We start from the raw sequence: 19,986 nt of genomic DNA on the forward strand, positions 1-19,986 counted from the left end.
TCTCCATAACTTTTCTTTGTAGAAGTTCTACCCATTAGGCAAGTTTAAAAAATTAAAAGTCAGTATACTAGTCTATTTTGTATCTTTAACATGTCATTTATTTTTACATGCCTTAATACTTTTTAAGAATTTCATAAATGCTTCTTGTCCTTTTGTGTCCATCTTAAACACTCCAGCATGTTCAAGAACAGTCTTGAACTTCTCTCCCACTTCTTTTTTCAAGATTTCATTTACATTATTTTTATTTATATCTGGATATTTCTCTTTTAATTCATTAAGCCACTCCTCATGCTTTAACATGCACTGGTCATTTTTAATCTCCAATTCTTTATTAGTTAAATAGCCTGCAATCTTTTCTAGTTCTTCTTTTAACCTAGCTGGCAATACAGCTAATCCCATAACCTCTATTAGCCCAATATTTTCTTTCTTGATATGATGCAATTCTTCATGTGGATGGAAAATTCCCATAGGATGTTCACTGCTTGTTCTGTTATTTCTTAAGACTAAATCAAGCTCATATTCTTGATTTATCTTTCTGGCTATTGGTGTTATTGTGTTATGTGGAGTATCATCAGTATATGACATTATCTCAACTGATGGGTCGCTGTAATCTCTCCATGCATTTAAAATTTTGTCAGCTACTTCTGAAATTTCTTCTCTGTCTTTCCCTTTTAATCTCACTACAGACATTGGCCAATTAACTATACCTATTTCAACATCAAAATACTCATCATATTTTATGGTTTCTTTCACAGGTGCTTTTGCCATTGCAAATTCATAATTTCCACCTTGGAAGTGATCATGTGAAAGAATTGACCCTCCCACTATTGGTAAATCTGCATTGGAACCTACAAAATAATGAGGTATTTTTTCTGTGAATTCTAACAATCTATCAAAAGTACTTTTTGATATTTTCATAGGCTCATGTTCCCCTTTAAAAACAATTGAATGTTCATTGTAGTAAACATAAGGAGAATACTGCAGATACCATTTTGAATCATTTAGAGTTATAGGTATAACTCTATGAGTTTGTCTAGCTGGATGATTTACTCTACCTGCATATCCCTCATTTTCTTTGCATAATAAACATTTAGGATACGCTGTAGATTTCATATTTTTAGCAGCGGCAATAGCTTTAGGGTCTTTTTCTGGTTTAGAAAGATTAATAGTTATATCAATATCGCCATAAACTGTTTGTGTTTTCCATACCATATTTTTAGCAACTCTGTCAGTTCTAATATAATTAGAATCTTTGCTTAACTTATAATAATACTCTGTGGCTTTTTTAGGGTCTTCCTCATATTTCCTATTAAAAATGGAAATCACTTCAGAAGGTCTAGGCATAATACAATTCATTATTTTTGTATCTAAGAGATCTCTATAAACAGGACTATCATGTTTTAATACTCCATTATCAACTGCCCACTTCAAAATATTATCTAATATTTCTACAGAATTTTCTAATTTTTCATCCGGAATCTCTACAACTTTAAAATCATCTAAATCTAAAACATTTAAAATTATATTCCTAGAATATATCCAATCTTCCTTCTGCATTAACTCTTTATCAAGAGCGTATTTCAACAATCTTTCTATTTCTAGGTAAATATTCATTTTTCATTGCTCCTTCTACTTTTCAGTTCTCTAGCTCCACCACCAACTGTGGCAACATAAAAACTTGGTTCCCAACCAATTATATTAGCATATTCTCCTCCTATATTATTGATAAAATCATCAACATTTTCATTTTTCACAATACTAACAGTACATCCACCAAAACCAGCACCTGTCATTCTAGAACCTATTACACCTATTTGCTTTAAAGCTAAATCTACTAAAACGTCTAACTCTTTACCTGTTACTTCATAATCATCTCTTAACGATTTATGGGAGGCAATCATCAATTTTCCGAATTCCTCAATATCTCCATTTTCAAGAGAATCAACAGCTTTAATAGTACGACGATTCTCATATACAGCATGTTTGACTCTTTTTCTATCTATTTCATTTGTGATTAAATGTTTGTTTTCTTCAAATTCCTCTTCTGTTAATTCTCCTAAAGAATTAATATTCAATTTCTCTTTTAATTGCTCAAGAGCTCTGTCACACTCACCTCTTCTTTCATTATATTTTGAGTCAGCTAAACCTCTTCTTTTATTTGTATTTGATATTACAATAGATGAATCTTTTAAATCTATATTTGTATATCTGTATCTTAATGTATTACAATCAAGGAGAATAGCTTTTCCTTCTCTTCCCATTCCAATAGCGAATTGATCCATGATTCCGCAGTTTACACCTACAAACTCATTTTCTGCTTTCTGACTCAGTTTAACCATTGAAATCATATCTATATCAAGATTGAACAATTCTTTTAATATTGTGCAAGTAACTAATTCTAATGATGCTGAAGATGATAAGCCTGCACCATTAGGAATGTTTCCGTAAATCAGAATATCCATACCGCAATCTATTTGATATCCTGCATCTTTAAAAAACTTTATTACACCCTTAGGATAATTTCCCCAATCATGTTCTTCATCAAGAACCAGTCTATCTAATGTAAATTCTATAATCCCCAGTTCCTCAAAATTTTCTGAATAAAGTCTTACTTTATTATCTTTTCTCTTACTAACAACAGCATATGTCCCAAAACTTAAGGCACATGGGAAAACATGCCCTCCATTATAATCAGTATGCTCTCCAATTAAATTTACTCTACCGGGAGCAAAGAAGACTCTCATATCCTTCGCATTTTTGTGAAACATTTTTTTAAAATCACTTTTGATTTTTGCAATTAATTTCATGTTGACACTCCTTTATTAAATAATTATTTAATAAAAATACTTAACTCAAACTTAGTTTATTTAGTGACTAAACTAAGTGCGTAAAAAAACTTTCTTTTTTGATTTACCCCAAGAACTTATTCATTGAGTTTGATCTTTGGGGTAAATCATCTTATATTTTAATATCAGATTAAATACTAAACAAGTCTCTGATTACCAAAGTTGCAGCACCAATAATACCCGCATCTTGTTTTAAAGAAGTCTCTCCAATATATATATTATTCAAATTATGATTCATGCTTTTTTCAAAAACAGTTTTTTGTATTTCTTCATATATAAATTCTCTAGCTCTTGAAACCCCTCCTGCTAATATAATACTATCAGGATTTAAAATGTTAACAACCATTGAAATACCAGTACCTATATACCTTCCTGTTTCTTTTAATATTTCTATAGAAAGCTGATCTCCATTTAAAGCTTCTTTGTAGATATCCAGTGATGAAATATTAGATATATCCATTTTATTTAATATGCTGGATTTTCTTCCACTTTTTATTTTGGATTCAAATCTATTTACTATGCCTTCTCCTGAAGCTATACTCTCAAAACAACCATATTTGCCACACTTGCATTTAATTTTTTCATTTGTCATACTTACATGGCCAATCTCTCCAGCACCAAAGTTATTCCCTTTATACAAATCTCCATTTAAATATATTCCAGCTCCAATACCCGTTCCAATATTTAAAAGTATAAAGTTTTTTGAATCCTTTGTTGCTCCAAACCACTTTTCTCCAAGAGCCATTGCTCTTGTATCATTTTCTATAATTACAGTTTTATTAAATTCCTTTTGAAATATATCAACAATATTAATATCATGCCAATTAAAAGCAGGTGCATAAATCGATATTCCATTTTCACTTTCAACAAGACCGTGAATTCCCATTCCAATTCCTATTGTCTTTTGAAAGTTATCGTCATACCCTTCTACAACTTTATAAATGGATTCTTTTAAAGTTTCACCGATTGAATCAAAATCTTTTTCTTCACTAAATTGTAATATAACTTTATTAATAACATTTCCATTGATATCAACTAAGGCAGTAGTAACTTTCTTTATTCCCATATCAACGCCTATTATGTAATTTTCACTACTATTCAACTCTAAGAGAATTGGTTTTCTTCCTCCACTTGATTCTCCTATTCCAACTTCTCTTATGATTTTTTTATCTAAAAGATCTGAAACATTACTAGATACAGTTGCTGGATTCAGTGCTACTATTTTCGATATATCGGCTCTTGAGATGGGGCCACGCTCTCTTATTGTTTTTAATATTGAATTTGTATTAATCTTTTTAATTAGATTTTTATCTGCTCTATTAATTATTTTCATATATTCACAACTTTCTTTGTTTATTAAATAAAGTATATATTTATAGTCTATCAATGTAAAATTTAATTGTCAAGACACTTTAGATTTATACTCAATTATTCAGAATTACCTAATGAAATTTCATACACTCAAGCATATACTATAGAGAAGTAAAAATAACAGGGCAATATCCATCTTTCCATGGAGTGAGGCAAACACCTGGGAAGAGAAAGTAGAATGCTTCTCAACCAGATATTTTGACTCCTGATACCCATGACTCATTTCTTAACTAAAATTCTGAAACAGTGTAGCTTATAATCTATATTTTCTGTTTATATCTATAAAAGTGATGTGCTAAAATATCTCTCTGCTCTATCAGGTAGTATAGTTACTATATTTTTATCTTTACCATATTTTTCAGCCATTTTAATAGCTGCCCACATATTAGCCCCAGACGATGTTCCAACCAAACATCCACATACTTTAGCTAATTTTCTTGCATATGCTATGGCATCCTCATCTGTAACCTCTATAACTTCATTGATTATAGATGTATCTAAAATATCTGGTATAAATCCATCGCCAATTCCTTCAATTCTATGAAGCCCCGGTTCGTGCCCAAGTAAAGCTGATACATTTTTAGGTTCAACAGCAGCTATAACACATGATGGATATTTTTCTTTTAAATACTTTCCAACTCCAGCTAAAGTTCCACCACTTCCTAATCCTGAAACAAAAACATCAACCTTTTCATTGAGCTGATTACATATTTCCACTGCAGTAGTTTTATAATGAATAAGAGGATTATTCGGATTCTCAAACTGATTTAGTACAAAAACATTCTTATTCTGATTTTGCTGTCTTTCAACTTCTTTAAGGGCCCCTTCTATACTTTCTTCCTTAGGTGTGAGTATTAACTCAGCCCCAAGAGCTTTGATTACCTTTTTACGTTCCTCACTCATATTTTCAGGCATTACAATAACTACCTTATATCCTTTTCTTATACCAACAAGAGAAATACCAATACCAGTGTTTCCAGAGGTAGGTTCTACAATAGTCATACCTGATCTCAATTTTCCTTCTTTCTCCGCTTCCTCTATCATATATTTTGCTATTCTATCCTTTATACTTCCTCCTGGATTGAGGAATTCACACTTAGCAAATATTGATGCATTTAAATATTTTTCTAGAGATATTAATGGTGTATTTCCAATTGCATCAATTATATTTTCAAGTATCATAATTAATCACTCCATATTAATGCTTTATTATTTCTTTTATATTAAAGTATTCACAAAGTAATTATATGTAACTACTAATTAATTTAATCTTCAAATAATATCAAATATTTACTAAAAATGCGTAAAAAAAACAACATAGAGTAGTTTCTATGCTGTTATTGTTACTTTCCATTTTAAAGTTATAATAATTTTTAGAAGCTAATACTAAATCTTTACTCCGTTCCAATAAGCCATATTAATCCTTTGGCTAAAGTTTCTCCCCAAGATAAATAATCATGTCCACTTTTAAATTCTTCTAAATGTACAGAGTATCCTTTTCCAATTAGGGTATCTCTAAAATAAAGATTTGAATCAATCATCTCTTTAGATTCAAGTATACCTATATCAAGATAAATTTTCATAGGTAGTTTGTCCTTTGAATTAAATTGCTCAGCTAACCAATTATCTTCATCAGTTTCTGTTGGTTTAATATAATATGCACCTGATTGAGAAAGAACATTTCCAAAGGTATCTGGGTATTTTAATCCCACATAAGATGCATTTAATCCACCTAAGCTCGTACCGCCCATAATTGCTTCATTAAGGTTGTCAGAAATATTATAATTATTTTTCATCCAAGGCACTAATTCTTGAGCAAGAAAATAACTAAACTCATCATTATACGTCATATCAATACTCCTCCGAGAATGAGTTTCTACAAATACAGCAACCATAGGTGGAATTTTTTTATCAGCTATAAGATTATCTAATACTGTAACTGCTGAGAGGAATTCAATATATGCTCCACCGTCTGTTAGAACTAAATATCCATATGGTTTATTTTCTTTGCTGTAACCATTTGGTGTGTAAATTTTGATGCTTCGTTGTTCATCTAATTTTTCACTATAATATTTATGTTCATCTAATTTACCTTTAGGTACATCATCTCTTTCAATAGTCCAAAAATTATCTGGAGCATTTGGCATAACAACATAAGGATTACCATTGAATGCAGGTAATTTATTTTTATTAAGTCTATCAAATTCAAGTATTTTGCTATGGAAATTACCATCTAAAGGGTCATTAACAGAAAAATCATAAATAAAACGAAGGTCATTTCTCATTTTACAAGTTTTATACCACAAATTTGTATCTAATAATTTTTCTAGCTTTTTTTCTACTTCAAATGGTGGAATCAAAACAACAACATTATCAATTTCATAATCTTCTTTGTAAATAAAAGTAACTAACGCATTTTCTGAATCTCCTTCGATTTCCTCTATTATTGGAGTACCCTTATTCTCTAAATTATTCCAAAATTCTTGTAATGCTTCAGTATCTCCCTTTTCTATCTTTTCTTTTAAATCCATAATTACTGCACTTTCAAGTTCTGAGTATTTATTACCTTCATGTTTTGTAGATTCTTTCATTTTACAGCCGCAAAAAACCAAGAGGGTAAATAAGATGAGTATAAAAATACTTGCAACTTTTTTCATTTGGCAGTCACTCCCTTTAAATATTTTAGACAAATATGTAATATCTTCCTTATTATATATAATACTACAATATTCTTACACACCCCTTACAATCTCCTTACAACAGCCTTACAAAATACACATGTTCATTAATATACTCCTTGACTCCATTAAAATTTTTCCCATTCATAGTCTTTCGCTACTTTATATTAAATTCTGATTAACGTATTCCCTTATACCCTATCAACTACCAATTCTTACTTTAACACCATTAATTTGCTCTTTATTTTTAAAATCATAAACTTTTATAAAAAATAAGCTCCTAGCATTTAACCCTAAAACGGCTTAATTACTAGGAGTTCAATTGTTATTTTTTACTCAACTTAACCACAGTTTCACAATGAGGCGTATGAGGGAACATATCCTTCAACATAACCTTCTCAACTTTATATCCACCTGCTTCAAGGTCCTTAAGATCAGTAACAAGAGTCTTAGGATTACATGATACATATATGATCTGTGGTGCATTAAACTTCAATACATACTTAAGAGCAAACGGATGAACTCCAGCTCTTGGTGGATCTAAGATAATAATATCAGGATTATCTTTAACTGTATGGATAACCTTAGCTATATCACCTGCTATGAACTCAGTGTTCTCTAGTCCGTTAAGTTTAGCATTTTCTCTAGCATCCTTAACTGCCTCTTCTATAAGTTCAATTCCAACAACCTTCTTAGCTTTAGGTGCAACTATCTGACCGATTGTTCCTGTACCACAGTATAGGTCAAATACAACTTTATCTTCAGTATTATCAATATAATCTCTTACTATACTGTATAATTTCTCAGCACCTCTTGTATTTGTCTGGAAGAAAGAGAATGGATTTATCTTGAATTTTAATCCAAGAAGTTCTTCATAAATGAATTCTCTCCCGTGTAAAACCTCAACACTATCTGCTTGAACAACATCAGATAGAGAATCATTGAAAGTATGAATTATTCCAGTAATAGCACCTTTGTATTCCTGAGCTAATATTTCTTTTACGAACTCACTCATATCAAACTCTAATTGTGTAGTTGTTACTATATTTACAAGGATTTCTCCTGTGTTTATTCCTTTTCTCACAACAAGATTTCTTAAATATCCTGTGTGCTGCATTACTCTATACTTAGGTAGTTCTTTATCTTGGAAATAGTTTATTGCAGTTGAAAGAACCTTTCTGAAATCTTCATCAACTATCTGACAATCATCAACAGTACATATTGCGTAGCTCTTGTTCTTAACGTGCATTCCAAGAGTTAATTCTCCGCCCTTTTCCATATCTCCAAAAGTAAACTCCATTTTGTTTCTATATTCAAAAACATCAGGACTTCCTTCAATACCTTCATACTCAAATCCATCTATTCCAGCTTCTCTGAAAAGCTTCATTACCTGATATTCTTTTGACTCAAGTTGCATTTCATAAGATATATCTTGATGAGCACATCCTCCACACCCTACTGTGAATGGCTTACATACTGGTGGAATTTTATAATCTACATCTTCCACAACCTCCATAAGCTTAGCTACGATTCTTTCACTGTTTTTCTTTGTTACCTTACCAATTACCTTTTGTCCTTTTAATGCATTCTTAATAAGTACTTTTCTTCCATTCACATAAGTTATTCCATGTGAAGGAAATTCTACGTCTTCTATTGTAAATTCGTAATTCTGTCTTTTTTTCATTTGATCTTCTCCTTGAACTCTATATTTAATATAGATATATGCATTAAACATATCTACAAATAATTCCACTTTTTTAAAATTGCAAAGCAGTCCATTTTGAATTATATCAATTTAAGTACTCTGATGTAAAGACATATCTCAGCTTTTACCTATTATTCTATAATACTTTTCTAATTTAGTATTTCCTTAGCCATTAAATATTATCTTTAATCTAAAAAAATGCTGAAAAAGAAAAACTCTAGATATATCATAAATCAATATGATACATCTAGAGTTTTCATTAATATTGTAATTATCGAATGAAGTTCGTAAATTTCTTTCCTTATCCATGCCTGATTATCTCATTGTTCTTTTTAATTAATACCATATATCCTATTTAAGCTATGTTTAACAATAATGTTCATATAAAACTATTTTTTTGAACCATCCGATTTTTTAAATTTATATTTACCTATTATGTTTTTGTTAATTAACTAATCCATGTCATATTACATTCTACCAATTCCCATTTATTATTTTTCTTTTCCCCTTTAAAGGAAAACCCTATTGCACCTAATCCTGAACGCCATTTACTACCTTCAAAAGAAACTGAATTTGTGGAATGAGAATTATATTTATCTACTTTAAACAAAATTCCTTCTTCAAAATACAAGTCTTTAACATAACCTTCATCCTGTAATTCCTCAAAACTCATATCTAACATAATTACATTATATTTCTCGGCAATGTAATCAAATAACTCACTTTTATCCTCTTCACTAAAATCTTTAAAAGTTTTTGTATCAATGCTCACGTATTTAATATCCGAATTTAATGCTTTATCCATTTCCCACACTGAATCGAAGGCTAATGCATATACTATTGATTTTTCACTTTTTAATGTATTTTCTTCATAATTATCATCCTCTGATGATTGAGATGTGATTTCTTTTGTGTTTTTTTCTTTATTTACGCTCTGCTGAGGTGTAATTCTTTTTGTGTTTTTTTCTATGTTGGGGTTTTGAAAACTAATGAATAGTATGAGTATACATATTATGAGTGATGAAAAAAGAACTATCTTTTTCATATAAAGCACCTACCTTTCTAAAAATATACGATTTTAAATCACAAAAGTTACCAATTGATTACAATAATATTTTCATTTTTAAAAAGCGTAGGTTGCCTTTATTTAAAGTTCCTAACCCAAAAACTCTTCACCTTTTTTAATCATTTGCAATACATTACTTTTAGATGTTGACCCTACGGATACTTTTGATTCAATACAATTTTCTATCTTAATTTTTTCTAAAATATCTTCTAAAAAACAATCTGAAAAGCTCAAAAATTCTTCTATTGATAAATCATCTATATTTTTATTATTTTCAATACAGTACAACACCATCTTTCCAACAACTGCGTGAGATGTTCTAAAAGGCATACCCTTTTTAGCTAAATAGTCTGCAACATCTGTAGCATTCATAAATCCATTTTTAGTTGCTTTTTTCATATTATCTTTTTTAAATTTCATGGTAACCAACATTTGTTTAAATATTTCCAAAGAAATTTTAATATTATCAACTGTATCAAATAATGGTATCTTATCTTCCTGCATATCCTTATTGTAAGCCAAAGGAAGTGATTTCATGATAGTTAAAATGTTCATGAGATTACCATATATTCTTCCAGTTTTTCCTCGTATAAGTTCTGCAATATCAGGATTTTTTTTCTGAGGCATTATACTACTTCCAGTACTATAGCTATCATCCATTTCAACAAAATCAAACTCTGCTGAATTCCAAATAATTATTTCTTCACAAAATCTACTTAAGTGCATGCTAATTATAGATGCTGCGCTTATAAATTCAATAACAAAATCCCTATCACTAACCGCATCTAAGGAGTTCTCACAGATATGAGAAAACTTAAGTTGTTCCGCCAAAAAATCTCTATCTGTGTTATAAGTAGTTCCTGCTAATGCACCTGCTCCAAGTGGCAGATAATCAGTTCTATCTAAACAATCTTCAAGTCTAGTATAGTCTCTTTTAAACATATTAAAATATGCCATAATATGATACGCTGCTGTTATTGGTTGTGCTCTCTGAAGATGAGTATATCCAGGCATTATAGTGTCTACATTCTCTTTACTCATATCAATCAAAGATGCTAATAGATTTTTTAATAATATTAATATGTTATTTATTTCTTCTTTTAAATATAATCTAATATCTACAGCAACCTGATCATTTCTACTTCTAGCAGTGTGGAGTTTCTTCCCAACTTCTCCAACCTTATCTGTTAATATTTTTTCTATGTTCATATGAATATCTTCATACTCCAATTTGAATTCAATCTTTCCTGCTTCGATTTCCTTAAGAATTTCTTCTAACCCATCTATAATCTTTTTTCCTTCTTCATTTGTTAGAATACCACATTTACAAAGCATTTTACCATGGGCTATACTCCCTATAATATCCTGCTTATAAAGCTTTTGATCAAACTCAATTGATGCATTGAATTCATCAACTATAGATGCTGTTGATTTTGAAAATCTACCTCCCCAAAGCTTCATTGTTTTACTTCTCCTCTCCTAATCTCAATAATTTAATATTAGCATTTGTAATATCTTCATTTATATTAGTTTTTGATTTTTTTATTAATAACTATACTAAAATTTAAGAGCCTTTATTTTACTAGGCAGTGAAAATAAATTTATAAATCCTTCAGCATCTTTATGATCATATAAATCACTTGCTCCAAATGATGAAATGCCTTCGTCATACAATGCATAAGGTGATTCCATTCCTGCCACCATAATATTTCCTTTATAAAGCTTTAATTTAACTGTTCCAGTAACAGTTTCTTGAGTCTTGTTAATAAATCCATCAAGTGATTCTTTTAACGTGGTAAACCATAACCCATTGTATACTAATTCAGCATACTTCAGTGATATCATTTGTTTATATTGTAATGTGTCTTTATCTAACGTTATATATTCTAACTCTTTATGAGCAGCATATAAAATTGTTCCTCCTGGTGTTTCATATACCCCTCTTGATTTCATTCCAACAAGTCTATTTTCTACTATATCAATAACACCTATACCATTTTCTCCACCAATTTTATTTAATGTTTTCACGATGTCTACTGGTGATAATTCAATACCATCTATTTTCTTAGCCATACCCTTTTCAAAATATATTTCAACATATGATGCTTCATCTTTAGCCTTTTCAGGTGATATTGTCATACAGTACATTTCAGACTTATGCTCATTTTTTAAGTCTTCTAAATCTCCTCCTTCATGACTTATATGCCATAAATTTTGATCTCTTGAATAAATTTTTTCCTTTGTTACTGGTACTTCTATTCCTTTCTCATTTGCATAATCAATAGCATCCTCTCTTGATTTAATATCCCATATTCTCCAAGGAGCAATTATCTTTATAGTTGGATCAATTGATGCTATACCTACTTCAAAACGAACCTGATCATTCCCTTTTCCTGTACAACCATGACAAATATATTTTGCCCCTTCTTTATGAGCAATTTCCACAAGCTTTTTAGCCATTAAAGGTCTAGCAAATGATGTTCCTAATAAATATTTACCTTCATATACTGCTCCTGCTTTTATACCTTGATAAACATAATCTTCAATAAATTCTTCTATTAAATCCTCAATATAAACTTTCACTGCGCCTGATTTTAAAGCTTTCTCTTCAATTTGAGTCATGTCATCATCTTGTCCAACATTCATACATGCTGCTATTACATCAAAATCGTAATTATCCTTAAGCCATGCTGTGATTATTGAAGTATCTAGTCCTCCTGAGTATGCTAATACAACCTTTTCTTTCATTCTTAACACCTTTCCCTTCTTTAGTTTGTTTGATTTATTATTCACTTTTCTCATGTTTTTTAATCTTTGTAAGACCTATTTGTATATTTTTTATAATAAAAAAAATCCATCTCTAAAATTAGAGACGAATATATTCGCGGTACCACTCTAGTTAACTAAAATAAACCAATCTATTTTAGTTCTCTTAATATTTTAACGCTGTTAGCGGCACATCCTACTTGTCTAGTAAATAACACTAGCTTTTCAAATAGCTTCTCCAAGGCTCTCTTCCCTTCTTATTGTCTACAAGGCTTCCACCATCCCCTGCTCTCTATAAGACTGATTTAAAAAAGTACTTTCCTTTTCATAGAATTTACAATTACTATTATTGATATTTATCATTATTCATTCTTTTGCATAATTATTCATTATATATGCATATTCATATATCATAGTGAATATTTAACTTTGTTTTTGCATATTTATGCGTTGTGTTAATAATGATTATATATAAAGTTAAAACTTATGTCAATTAATTTATATAGATTTTTTTTTGTATTTTTTACCTACTCATAATAACTCCTTATAGTGATTAGCTTTTAAGAGATAATTATAATACCATTTATAATTATTTATATTTCGTATTACACTTTATCCATTTAGTAAATTATGTTAAAATGATTAAAATATACAATTTTATTTTTAATAAAATTGTTTTATTATTAATCATTAAAAAGTTAGGGGAAACTCCTCATAATTTTGAAATAAAACAACTTAGTATGGAAGATGATTTTTCATCAAGGAACCATAACAAATAAATTCTAAGATACAGAATTCTAATATTAAAAATAGTAGATGGATGTGATTTAAGGGGGAATGGAAAGTGGAGTTGAATAAAGTAATTGGTACTGGGGCACAAGCCACAGTATACAGTTCTGAGAAGTATGCTATAAAATTATTTAAAGAGAATTATAAAAAGACGGATGTTTTTTATGAGGCATTGATAAATTCAATTATTGAGAATACTGAACTACAAGTTCCAAAAACATACGAAGTATTGAATATTGATAATCAAATGGCAATAAAGATGGATTATATAAAAGGAATATCTCTTTTTGATTGTATTTTTAATGATAAAGATAATATTGAAGTTTATTTCAAAGAAATGGTGAAATTACAGGTTAAAATTCATTCTAAAAAAGTCTCTTTACCATTTTCATTAAAGGATAAATTAAAAGATAAAATACAAGGTAATAAAAATTTAAGTATAGCTCTTAAGGAAAGGATGCTAATACTTTTAAATGATCTTCCAGAGGGTAATAAACTCTGCCATGGGGATTTTCATGGTTATAATATCTTAGTATGTGAAGGAGAATACTGGATTATTGATTGGATAGATTCCACCATAGGGTGTGCTGATGGTGATGCTTGTAGAACATATCTGCTTTACTCTTTATATTTTCCAGAATTATCAGAAATGTATTTGATGTTATATTGCAAAGAAACAGGCAAAGAAAAAGAAAGAATTCTCGCTTGGTTACCCGTACTTGCAGCAGCCCGACTAAGTGAAAATATCGGTAATGAAGAAGAAAAACTAATGGCTTTGATTAATGGTAATATTAAATAATGAGGAAAAACATCATGAGTATAATTACTAGTATTTCTAAAAAAATCAACACTATTCTTAAACTCAAAAAAAGAGATTATAGAATCAAATCTATATTCTCTTTTTTTATTTCATTATTGAATTTTGATTATTCTTCCTCATAAATCAAAGTATATTCTTCGCCATTAACCTTAAAAAGTTTCTCAATATCTTCTGAAATAGCAGAATTGATTTCCTCTTCAAATGTAAATTTCGCACCTACTCCACAATTTGAAGTTAATTTTCTTGGAACGGGCATTATTTGACATGAGCAACCTTTACTCTTTAGAAATTTCTCATATTTCATAGCTCCAGTATAGGTAAAAAATAACGCAAAGTAAGTCATCCTCTATCTCCTCGCAATGATTGTAACTTCATCTTCCTTTTCAATTAACTCCACTTTATATCCAGATCTTTTTATGAACCTTGGCACGTTTGTCTTTGGTGCTCCAGTATCAACTATTATCTCAAATTCTTGTGGGTTTTCTGCAATTATGTCTCTAGCCTTCATTATTGGTTGAGGACAGGCTAGTCCTCTAGCATCTACTTGAATCAACTTTAGCATCTCCTTTCATTTTAACCTTAACTTTTTCAATATTGAAATATGAAATACCTAACAAAATAAATATTCCAATTATAACAGCAATCCTTCCATTTGGAGATGGACCAGCTCCACTTGAAGCTAATGCAAAGTTATGACTAAGTGCGCCCCCTAGCAACATTCCCATTATAGTAACCACAGAGTCAATATTTCCTTCTCCTGACAAAACAAGTTGTCTAAGAGGACATCCCCCTAATAGGACACTACCCCATCCTGCAACAAACATCCCCAAGAAATTCCAAAGACCATCATTATGAGCTGCTGGTTGCCCAACAAATCCAACATTAAGATTACCAAAAATAATATTTCCAATAAGTACGAAAACAAATATTGAGATAAATCCTGAAATCAAATATCCATCTTTAAAAAGAAATAAATCTCTTATTCCCCCTACCATACAAAGTCTTGTCCTCTGCGCAAGTATACCAGCAACTGAGCCTACCCCTAAAGCTATAAATAATGGTGCATGCTTTGCCTTAAGTGTAACAAATGCTGGTGCAACAATAACCAATACTGCTAGTGCCACACAAATTAATGGAAATAAATATCCCTCTACTTTGTTTAATTTATAAGTCCGCTTTAAACTGAATCCTTTATTTAAGAAGAAGATTCCTCCTATTATACCAACAGTGAAACCTACTAATCCTACAATAGCATTTAAATCTCCTCCACCAAGTCTAAGTATCATCCTTAGAGGACACCCTAAGAATACTAATGCTCCTACCATAACTACAAACCCAAGTACAAATCTAATAAATGGTGATGATCCACCTTTTGCATTGAATTCTTTACCTATTATAGCCATGATAAATGCACCTAAAACTATTCCAATTATCTCTGGTCTAATATAGCTTAACTTTTCTACTGAATGAAGTCCTAGTGCTCCTGCCGTATCACGTATGAAACAAGCAACACAAACCCCCATGTTTCCAGGATTACCGAAAAAAACTAACATAGCAGAGAGGAATCCTATAACCGCCCCTGCAAATATAATACCTTTTTTACTACCCATAACAATCTCCCTTCAAATCTATTCTGTTTAATGCTATTTTGAATATATTCTTTTTCACACCAAACCTTCACTTTAAATATATCAGATATATATACGGTAAGTTAAATAGTAATTTCCAATAATGGTACAACTATCTATTTAAAAATCAAATGAATAATTGTTACTACTACCAGTATCTTGCTTCATCAATAAATTTTCCACTTACCTATTAGAAGAAACTTGAAATAACACCTTTATCACAGTTATAATATATTTATAAACATTTATGGAAATATATCAATGAAAGGAGAAGTCTTATGTTCCCTCGCGGCCCTAACTAACCCCAATTATCGAGACCACCTCCATGAGAATTTTGTTAAACAATTTAGTTATTAACAATTAATTCTTAACGGAGGGATACAAAATGAACTTATCTAAAAAAATATTAAGAAGAAATATCTTATGTATCTACGGAATTACCATATTCCACAACTTGATATTTGCTTATGTAATTGAAAGGTTATTCTCATTATCAAGAGGAATGTCAGTAGAAATGGTAGCATACACTGAAGTTATTTATGCTTTGGTTATTATTACCCTGGAAATACCCAGTGGATATCTAGCTGATATTTGGAGTAGAAAAAAGCTCATGGTTATTGCATCACTGTTAACATGCCTTGAATTTTTAATTTTAATATTTGCACATAACTTTTTTATGTTCGCTTTAGCTGCCATAGCTACAGGCATAGGAAAAGCTTTCAATAGCGGTGCTGAAAATGCTATTTTTTATGATACTCTAAAAGAACTTGGAGACGAGGATTCTTTTCATAAACATATGTCAAAACTGAGATTTGTTGATTATAGTACATGTATTGTCGCTGCTCTTCTTGGCGCATATATTGCATACAATACTAGCTATACTTTTAACTACTTTTTATCTCTGTTCAGTTGTGTACTGGCTTTTGTATGCAGCCTATTCCTTTACGATGTTTCAGTTCCTGAGAAAAGTAATGAGAATGGTGGAAATAATAATGAATCTTATGGTATTAGAAAAAATATTGACGATATGAAAGAAGTCTTTAACTTCTTTATAAAAAACTCATACATTTTATTAATAGCTTTAGCTGGAGTAATAGCTGCTGGGATAACCACTCAAATTGATGAATTCTACCAGATTTATATTAAGGATATTGGATTTCCTGTATATTTATTTGGTGTAGTCAGTCTCTTCAGTTTAGGTGCCTGTAGTTTAGGATCATTACTTTCATCAAAAGCAGGTAAATTCTACTCAAAACTTAGTGGGTTTATAATAACTTTATGTGGTCTTGTAATCAGTATAGTTTTATTAATAGCTTCAAATAGCTATCTAGTTGTAATACCACTTTTCCTATTCTACTTGTGTTATTCGGTGATGGAACCTGTTGTACTTACAGAGATTCATAAGAATATACAAGGGGGGCTTAGAGCAACAACTGAATCATTCTACTCCCTTATGAAACGTGGGATGACTATGTTTATAGCTCTACCTTTTGGAATGATATCAAATAGAATATCCATGAGAATGGGATTTACATTTCTAGTTATAATTTTGAGTATAATGATTCTGGTTCTTGTTGTAATTTCAAATGTAAGAAAAGAGAAAAATGAATATAGTGAATTTACTTATAATAAATAAGGCTAATATATGAAGGAGGGTTCTGACTGATGTCAGAACCCTCCTTCATTCTCAATTCTATATTCTCAATTATCCATTTCCTTTGATGTTTTTAATTATTCCTCTTAACTCTCCGATTAAATACAAAGACCCACAAGCAATTATCAAATCTTTCTCTCCTGCTTTATCTAGAACATATTCAATTGCTTCAGTGTAGTTATCCATGGCTTTCACATTAGGATTATAGTGAGCTATCTTTTTACTCAATTGCTCACTATTCTCAGCTCTTATGTTATTTGGGGTAAGTGAAATAATTTCATCGCCTTCCCCTGAGATTATCTTAATCATCTCATCAATATCTTTATCACTAAGTATACCAACTAGAATATATAGCTTTTCATATTCATAATAGATTTTTAAATTTTCTTTTAAATACCTAATTGCATCTATATTATGTGCTCCATCAATTATAAATCTAGGTTCCTTAATCATCAGTTCCATTCTACCAGGCCATTTCACTTTCTCTATACCTTTTATGATATTATCCTCTGTAATAACCATTCCTTGTTCATTTAACTTAATTAATGAATTTACCGCCACTAAACAATTCATTACTTGATGTGCTCCTACCAAAGGAAGTTTTATTTTAATTTCTTCATGTCTATTTTTAATAGTCACTTTTTGAATTGCATTTTCATTATTATTACTTTTAACTATTTCATCTATTATTGCCATATGTGTTTCTAAGTAAATGATATCTGCATTCTTCTCTTCAGCCACTTTCTTTATAGTATTGTATGCCTCTTCTACCACAGGATACAAAACAACAGGTACATTTTCCTTTATTATTCCAGCTTTTTCAAAGGCGATCTCACTTATAGAATTGCCTAATATATGTGTGTGATCATAACTGATGGATGTTATTATTGTAAGAATTGGATTAATTACATTAGTTGCATCAAACCTTCCACCTAATCCTACTTCTATTACTCCAATATCAATTTTCATCTCTTTGAAATATAAAAATCCAAGAGTTGTTACAATTTCAAAATATGTAATTTCCCCTAAATCAAATGCTTCCATCTCTCCACTTATGTTCTTTATCTTAAGCATATACTCTGCAACTTTATCTTTTGGAATATTTTTACCATCTACTTGAATTCTCTCTTCAAAGTTTTCAATAAACGGTGAAGTATACATCCCTGTCTTATACCCTGCTTCAATAAGTGAACTTGATAGCATTGCTGTTGTTGACCCTTTACCATTTGTTCCTGCAATATGTATAAACTTTAGCCCTTTATGAGGATTACCCAATAATTCAAGCATCTTAGTTATTCTATCTAATCCTAGTTTCATACCAAATTTAGAAGAACTATTTAAAAAATCCATAGCTTCACTATAATTCATAATCATCACCTCTGACATATTATATCACATAATAAAAAGAATAAAGAATAAAGAATAAAGAACAAATATTGTTGATATTCTTCATTCTTCAGAATATCTGAATTTCAAAAGGTCTAATAGGTACTTACTTCACCTATTAGACCTTAATTCGTTCTACTTTAGTTTTTTTAAAAAAGTTATGTGTAAGTCTTCCTTAATAACAACTCCTAACTTATTAAAAGTTTCATTTAAAGCTTTCAAAGTTTCTACCATTCTTCCTACTCTACAATTTTCTCCCATATGTCCAATTCTGAATACCTTATCCTTTAAAAATCCAAAAGCTCCAGCAATCATAACATTATGCTCTTCTAACATTATTTTATTAAATTCACTGAAATTTATTTTTTCAGGTAGAAGGACAGTTGTAACAGTGTTTGAATGGCTATCACATGTGAATAATTCCAATCCCGCCACTTCCAAACTAGCTCTACACGCCTCTGCAATTCTTTTATGTCTTTTTATTCTTTCTTTATCATTCACCATTCTGCTTACAGCCTCATTCAAAGCATATATATCACTAATAGGTTGAGTATATGGGAACCATTTATTCTCATACCACCCTTGCCAAATGAGCAAATTCAAATAAAATCCTCTTATCTTACTTTTTCTTGTTTTCATTGCCTTATAAGCTCTTTCACTTACACTCATAAATGTTAATCCTGGTGGTGCAGATAAACATTTTTGAGAACCACCAAGAACAATATCTATTTTCCATTCGTCAACTTTAATTGTTTCTCCACCAATACTTGCCACTGCATCAACCACTGTTATAATACCATATGAGTTCAATAATTTACATATATCTTCAACATTGTTTGTAATACCTGATGGAGTTTCACAATGGACTAATGTTGCAACTTTAAAGTTATTTTCTTCTTTTAAAAACTCCTCTAGCAAATGATATTCTAAACCTTTTCTCCTATCACCTCTAAAATAAGTTACTTCTCCACCATATATCTCAACAAAATCACCAAATCCTTCACCAAAAATCCCATTCTCAATGCAAAGAACTTTATCTCCTTCTTCTATCAATGACGCACATGCTGCCTCAAGGCCAAGTATTCCTTCTCCTGAAAGAATTATCACATCTTCTTTAGTGTTAAGAATTTTTTTTAATCCATCACAAGTATTCTTGTAAAGCTCATAGAATTCTAAATCTAAATCTGGATTTGTAATCTCCTTTGCCATGGCCCTTCTTACATCTTCATGTATAAATGTTGGTCCAGGTGTCATTACTAATTTTTCCATAGTTCTCG

The 19,986-nt window shown here is 30.3% G+C and carries 16 protein-coding genes and 1 other annotated feature; of the genes, 2 read left to right on the forward strand and 14 right to left on the reverse strand.

What is annotated here, in order from left to right; translation table 11 throughout:
- Positions 1 to 93 precede the first annotated feature (93 nt).
- The 9 genes from galT to KDK92_RS01370 all read right to left on the reverse strand — a co-directional run bounded on the left by galT (position 94) and on the right by KDK92_RS01370 (position 12,414).
- Entirely contained in the window at positions 94 to 1,614 is a 1,521-nt protein-coding gene (gene galT / locus KDK92_RS01330) for a UDP-glucose--hexose-1-phosphate uridylyltransferase (protein WP_250857236.1), read from the reverse strand.
- The gene (locus KDK92_RS01335; protein ID WP_250857237.1) at positions 1,611 to 2,807 is read right to left on the reverse strand and encodes a galactokinase; all 1,197 of its coding nucleotides are present in this window, start codon (positions 2,805 to 2,807) and stop codon (positions 1,611 to 1,613) included. The genes galT and KDK92_RS01335 overlap by 4 nt, the downstream gene beginning before the upstream one ends.
- A 169-nt stretch (positions 2,808 to 2,976) precedes the next feature.
- On the reverse strand, positions 2,977 to 4,179 hold the full coding sequence (locus KDK92_RS01340) for an ROK family transcriptional regulator (protein ID WP_250857238.1): 1,203 nt from the start codon (positions 4,177 to 4,179) through the stop codon (positions 2,977 to 2,979).
- 317 nt (positions 4,180 to 4,496) lie between these two features.
- Positions 4,497 to 5,399: a cysteine synthase A gene (gene cysK / locus KDK92_RS01345; protein ID WP_250857239.1), complete on the reverse strand. Its 903-nt coding sequence runs from the start codon at positions 5,397 to 5,399 to the stop codon at positions 4,497 to 4,499.
- A 212-nt stretch (positions 5,400 to 5,611) separates the two neighbouring features.
- Positions 5,612 to 6,874, reverse strand: coding sequence for an alpha/beta hydrolase (locus tag KDK92_RS01350; RefSeq protein WP_250857240.1), 1,263 nt, complete (start codon positions 6,872 to 6,874; stop codon positions 5,612 to 5,614).
- 346 nt (positions 6,875 to 7,220) lie between these two features.
- The gene (rlmD, locus tag KDK92_RS01355; protein WP_250857241.1) at positions 7,221 to 8,579 is read right to left on the reverse strand and encodes a 23S rRNA (uracil(1939)-C(5))-methyltransferase RlmD; all 1,359 of its coding nucleotides are present in this window, start codon (positions 8,577 to 8,579) and stop codon (positions 7,221 to 7,223) included.
- A gap of 469 nt (positions 8,580 to 9,048) precedes the next feature.
- On the reverse strand, positions 9,049 to 9,645 hold the full coding sequence (locus KDK92_RS01360) for a hypothetical protein (RefSeq protein WP_250857242.1): 597 nt from the start codon (positions 9,643 to 9,645) through the stop codon (positions 9,049 to 9,051).
- A gap of 111 nt (positions 9,646 to 9,756) precedes the next feature.
- The gene (gene argH, locus KDK92_RS01365; protein ID WP_250857243.1) at positions 9,757 to 11,127 is read right to left on the reverse strand and encodes an argininosuccinate lyase; all 1,371 of its coding nucleotides are present in this window, start codon (positions 11,125 to 11,127) and stop codon (positions 9,757 to 9,759) included.
- Between the two features lie 96 nt (positions 11,128 to 11,223).
- Complete coding sequence (locus KDK92_RS01370) at positions 11,224 to 12,414, reverse strand: argininosuccinate synthase (RefSeq protein WP_250857244.1); 1,191 nt, start codon at positions 12,412 to 12,414, stop codon at positions 11,224 to 11,226.
- A 117-nt stretch (positions 12,415 to 12,531) separates the two neighbouring features.
- Positions 12,532 to 12,770 (reverse strand) — a binding site (T-box leader).
- 506 nt (positions 12,771 to 13,276) lie between these two features.
- Here KDK92_RS01370 and KDK92_RS01375 point away from each other — a divergent pair.
- The gene (locus tag KDK92_RS01375; RefSeq protein ID WP_250857245.1) at positions 13,277 to 14,020 is read left to right on the forward strand and encodes a phosphotransferase; all 744 of its coding nucleotides are present in this window, start codon (positions 13,277 to 13,279) and stop codon (positions 14,018 to 14,020) included.
- Positions 14,021 to 14,147: 127 nt separating this feature from the next.
- Here KDK92_RS01375 and KDK92_RS01380 read toward each other — a convergent pair whose 3' ends face one another.
- From KDK92_RS01380 to yedE, 3 genes are read right to left on the reverse strand one after another with little or no spacing between them, the layout of a single operon-like run.
- Complete coding sequence (locus KDK92_RS01380; protein WP_250857246.1) at positions 14,148 to 14,384, reverse strand: putative Se/S carrier protein; 237 nt, start codon at positions 14,382 to 14,384, stop codon at positions 14,148 to 14,150.
- Between the two features lie 3 nt (positions 14,385 to 14,387).
- On the reverse strand, positions 14,388 to 14,594 hold the full coding sequence (locus KDK92_RS01385; protein WP_250857247.1) for a sulfurtransferase TusA family protein: 207 nt from the start codon (positions 14,592 to 14,594) through the stop codon (positions 14,388 to 14,390).
- The gene (gene yedE, locus KDK92_RS01390; protein WP_250857248.1) at positions 14,575 to 15,651 is read right to left on the reverse strand and encodes a YedE family putative selenium transporter; all 1,077 of its coding nucleotides are present in this window, start codon (positions 15,649 to 15,651) and stop codon (positions 14,575 to 14,577) included. Before yedE ends, KDK92_RS01385 begins: the two co-directional genes overlap by 20 nt.
- Before the next feature lie 403 nt (positions 15,652 to 16,054).
- On the opposite strand from yedE, the gene KDK92_RS01395 reads away from it, so the two are divergent.
- Positions 16,055 to 17,305 carry an MFS transporter gene (locus tag KDK92_RS01395; protein ID WP_250857249.1) on the forward strand — a complete coding sequence of 417 codons (1,251 nt, stop codon included), beginning with the start codon at positions 16,055 to 16,057 and terminating at the stop codon, positions 17,303 to 17,305.
- 69 nt (positions 17,306 to 17,374) lie between these two features.
- Here KDK92_RS01395 and KDK92_RS01400 read toward each other — a convergent pair whose 3' ends face one another.
- Together KDK92_RS01400 and KDK92_RS01405 are read right to left on the reverse strand one after the other, a co-directional pair.
- Complete coding sequence (locus tag KDK92_RS01400) at positions 17,375 to 18,691, reverse strand: bifunctional folylpolyglutamate synthase/dihydrofolate synthase (protein WP_250857250.1); 1,317 nt, start codon at positions 18,689 to 18,691, stop codon at positions 17,375 to 17,377.
- 153 nt (positions 18,692 to 18,844) lie between these two features.
- On the reverse strand, positions 18,845 to 19,978 hold the full coding sequence (locus tag KDK92_RS01405; RefSeq protein WP_250857251.1) for a pyridoxal-phosphate-dependent aminotransferase family protein: 1,134 nt from the start codon (positions 19,976 to 19,978) through the stop codon (positions 18,845 to 18,847).
- Positions 19,979 to 19,986 lie beyond the last annotated feature (8 nt).

It is taken from the genome of Oceanirhabdus seepicola (genome assembly GCF_023684385.1).
GTDB lineage: Bacteria > Bacillota > Clostridia > Clostridiales > Clostridiaceae > Oceanirhabdus > Oceanirhabdus seepicola.

Excerpts from the sequence above, each read along its gene's own strand:
- galT (WP_250857236.1), bottom strand. The coding sequence starts at position 1,614 with ATGAATATTTACCTAGAAATAGAAAGATTGTTGAAATACGCTCTTGAT.
- KDK92_RS01335 (WP_250857237.1), bottom strand. The coding sequence starts at position 2,807 with ATGAAATTAATTGCAAAAATCAAAAGTGATTTTAAAAAAATGTTTCAC.
- KDK92_RS01340 (WP_250857238.1), bottom strand. The coding sequence starts at position 4,179 with ATGAAAATAATTAATAGAGCAGATAAAAATCTAATTAAAAAGATTAAT.
- cysK (WP_250857239.1), bottom strand. The coding sequence starts at position 5,399 with ATGATACTTGAAAATATAATTGATGCAATTGGAAATACACCATTAATA.
- KDK92_RS01350 (WP_250857240.1), bottom strand. The coding sequence starts at position 6,874 with ATGAAAAAAGTTGCAAGTATTTTTATACTCATCTTATTTACCCTCTTG.
- rlmD (WP_250857241.1), bottom strand. The coding sequence starts at position 8,579 with ATGAAAAAAAGACAGAATTACGAATTTACAATAGAAGACGTAGAATTT.
- KDK92_RS01360 (WP_250857242.1), bottom strand. The coding sequence starts at position 9,645 with ATGAAAAAGATAGTTCTTTTTTCATCACTCATAATATGTATACTCATA.
- argH (WP_250857243.1), bottom strand. The coding sequence starts at position 11,127 with ATGAAGCTTTGGGGAGGTAGATTTTCAAAATCAACAGCATCTATAGTT.
- KDK92_RS01370 (WP_250857244.1), bottom strand. The coding sequence starts at position 12,414 with ATGAAAGAAAAGGTTGTATTAGCATACTCAGGAGGACTAGATACTTCA.
- KDK92_RS01380 (WP_250857246.1), bottom strand. The coding sequence starts at position 14,384 with ATGACTTACTTTGCGTTATTTTTTACCTATACTGGAGCTATGAAATAT.
- yedE (WP_250857248.1), bottom strand. The coding sequence starts at position 15,651 with ATGGGTAGTAAAAAAGGTATTATATTTGCAGGGGCGGTTATAGGATTC.
- KDK92_RS01395 (WP_250857249.1), top strand. The coding sequence starts at position 16,055 with ATGAACTTATCTAAAAAAATATTAAGAAGAAATATCTTATGTATCTAC.
- KDK92_RS01400 (WP_250857250.1), bottom strand. The coding sequence starts at position 18,691 with ATGAATTATAGTGAAGCTATGGATTTTTTAAATAGTTCTTCTAAATTT.
- KDK92_RS01405 (WP_250857251.1), bottom strand. The coding sequence starts at position 19,978 with ATGGAAAAATTAGTAATGACACCTGGACCAACATTTATACATGAAGAT.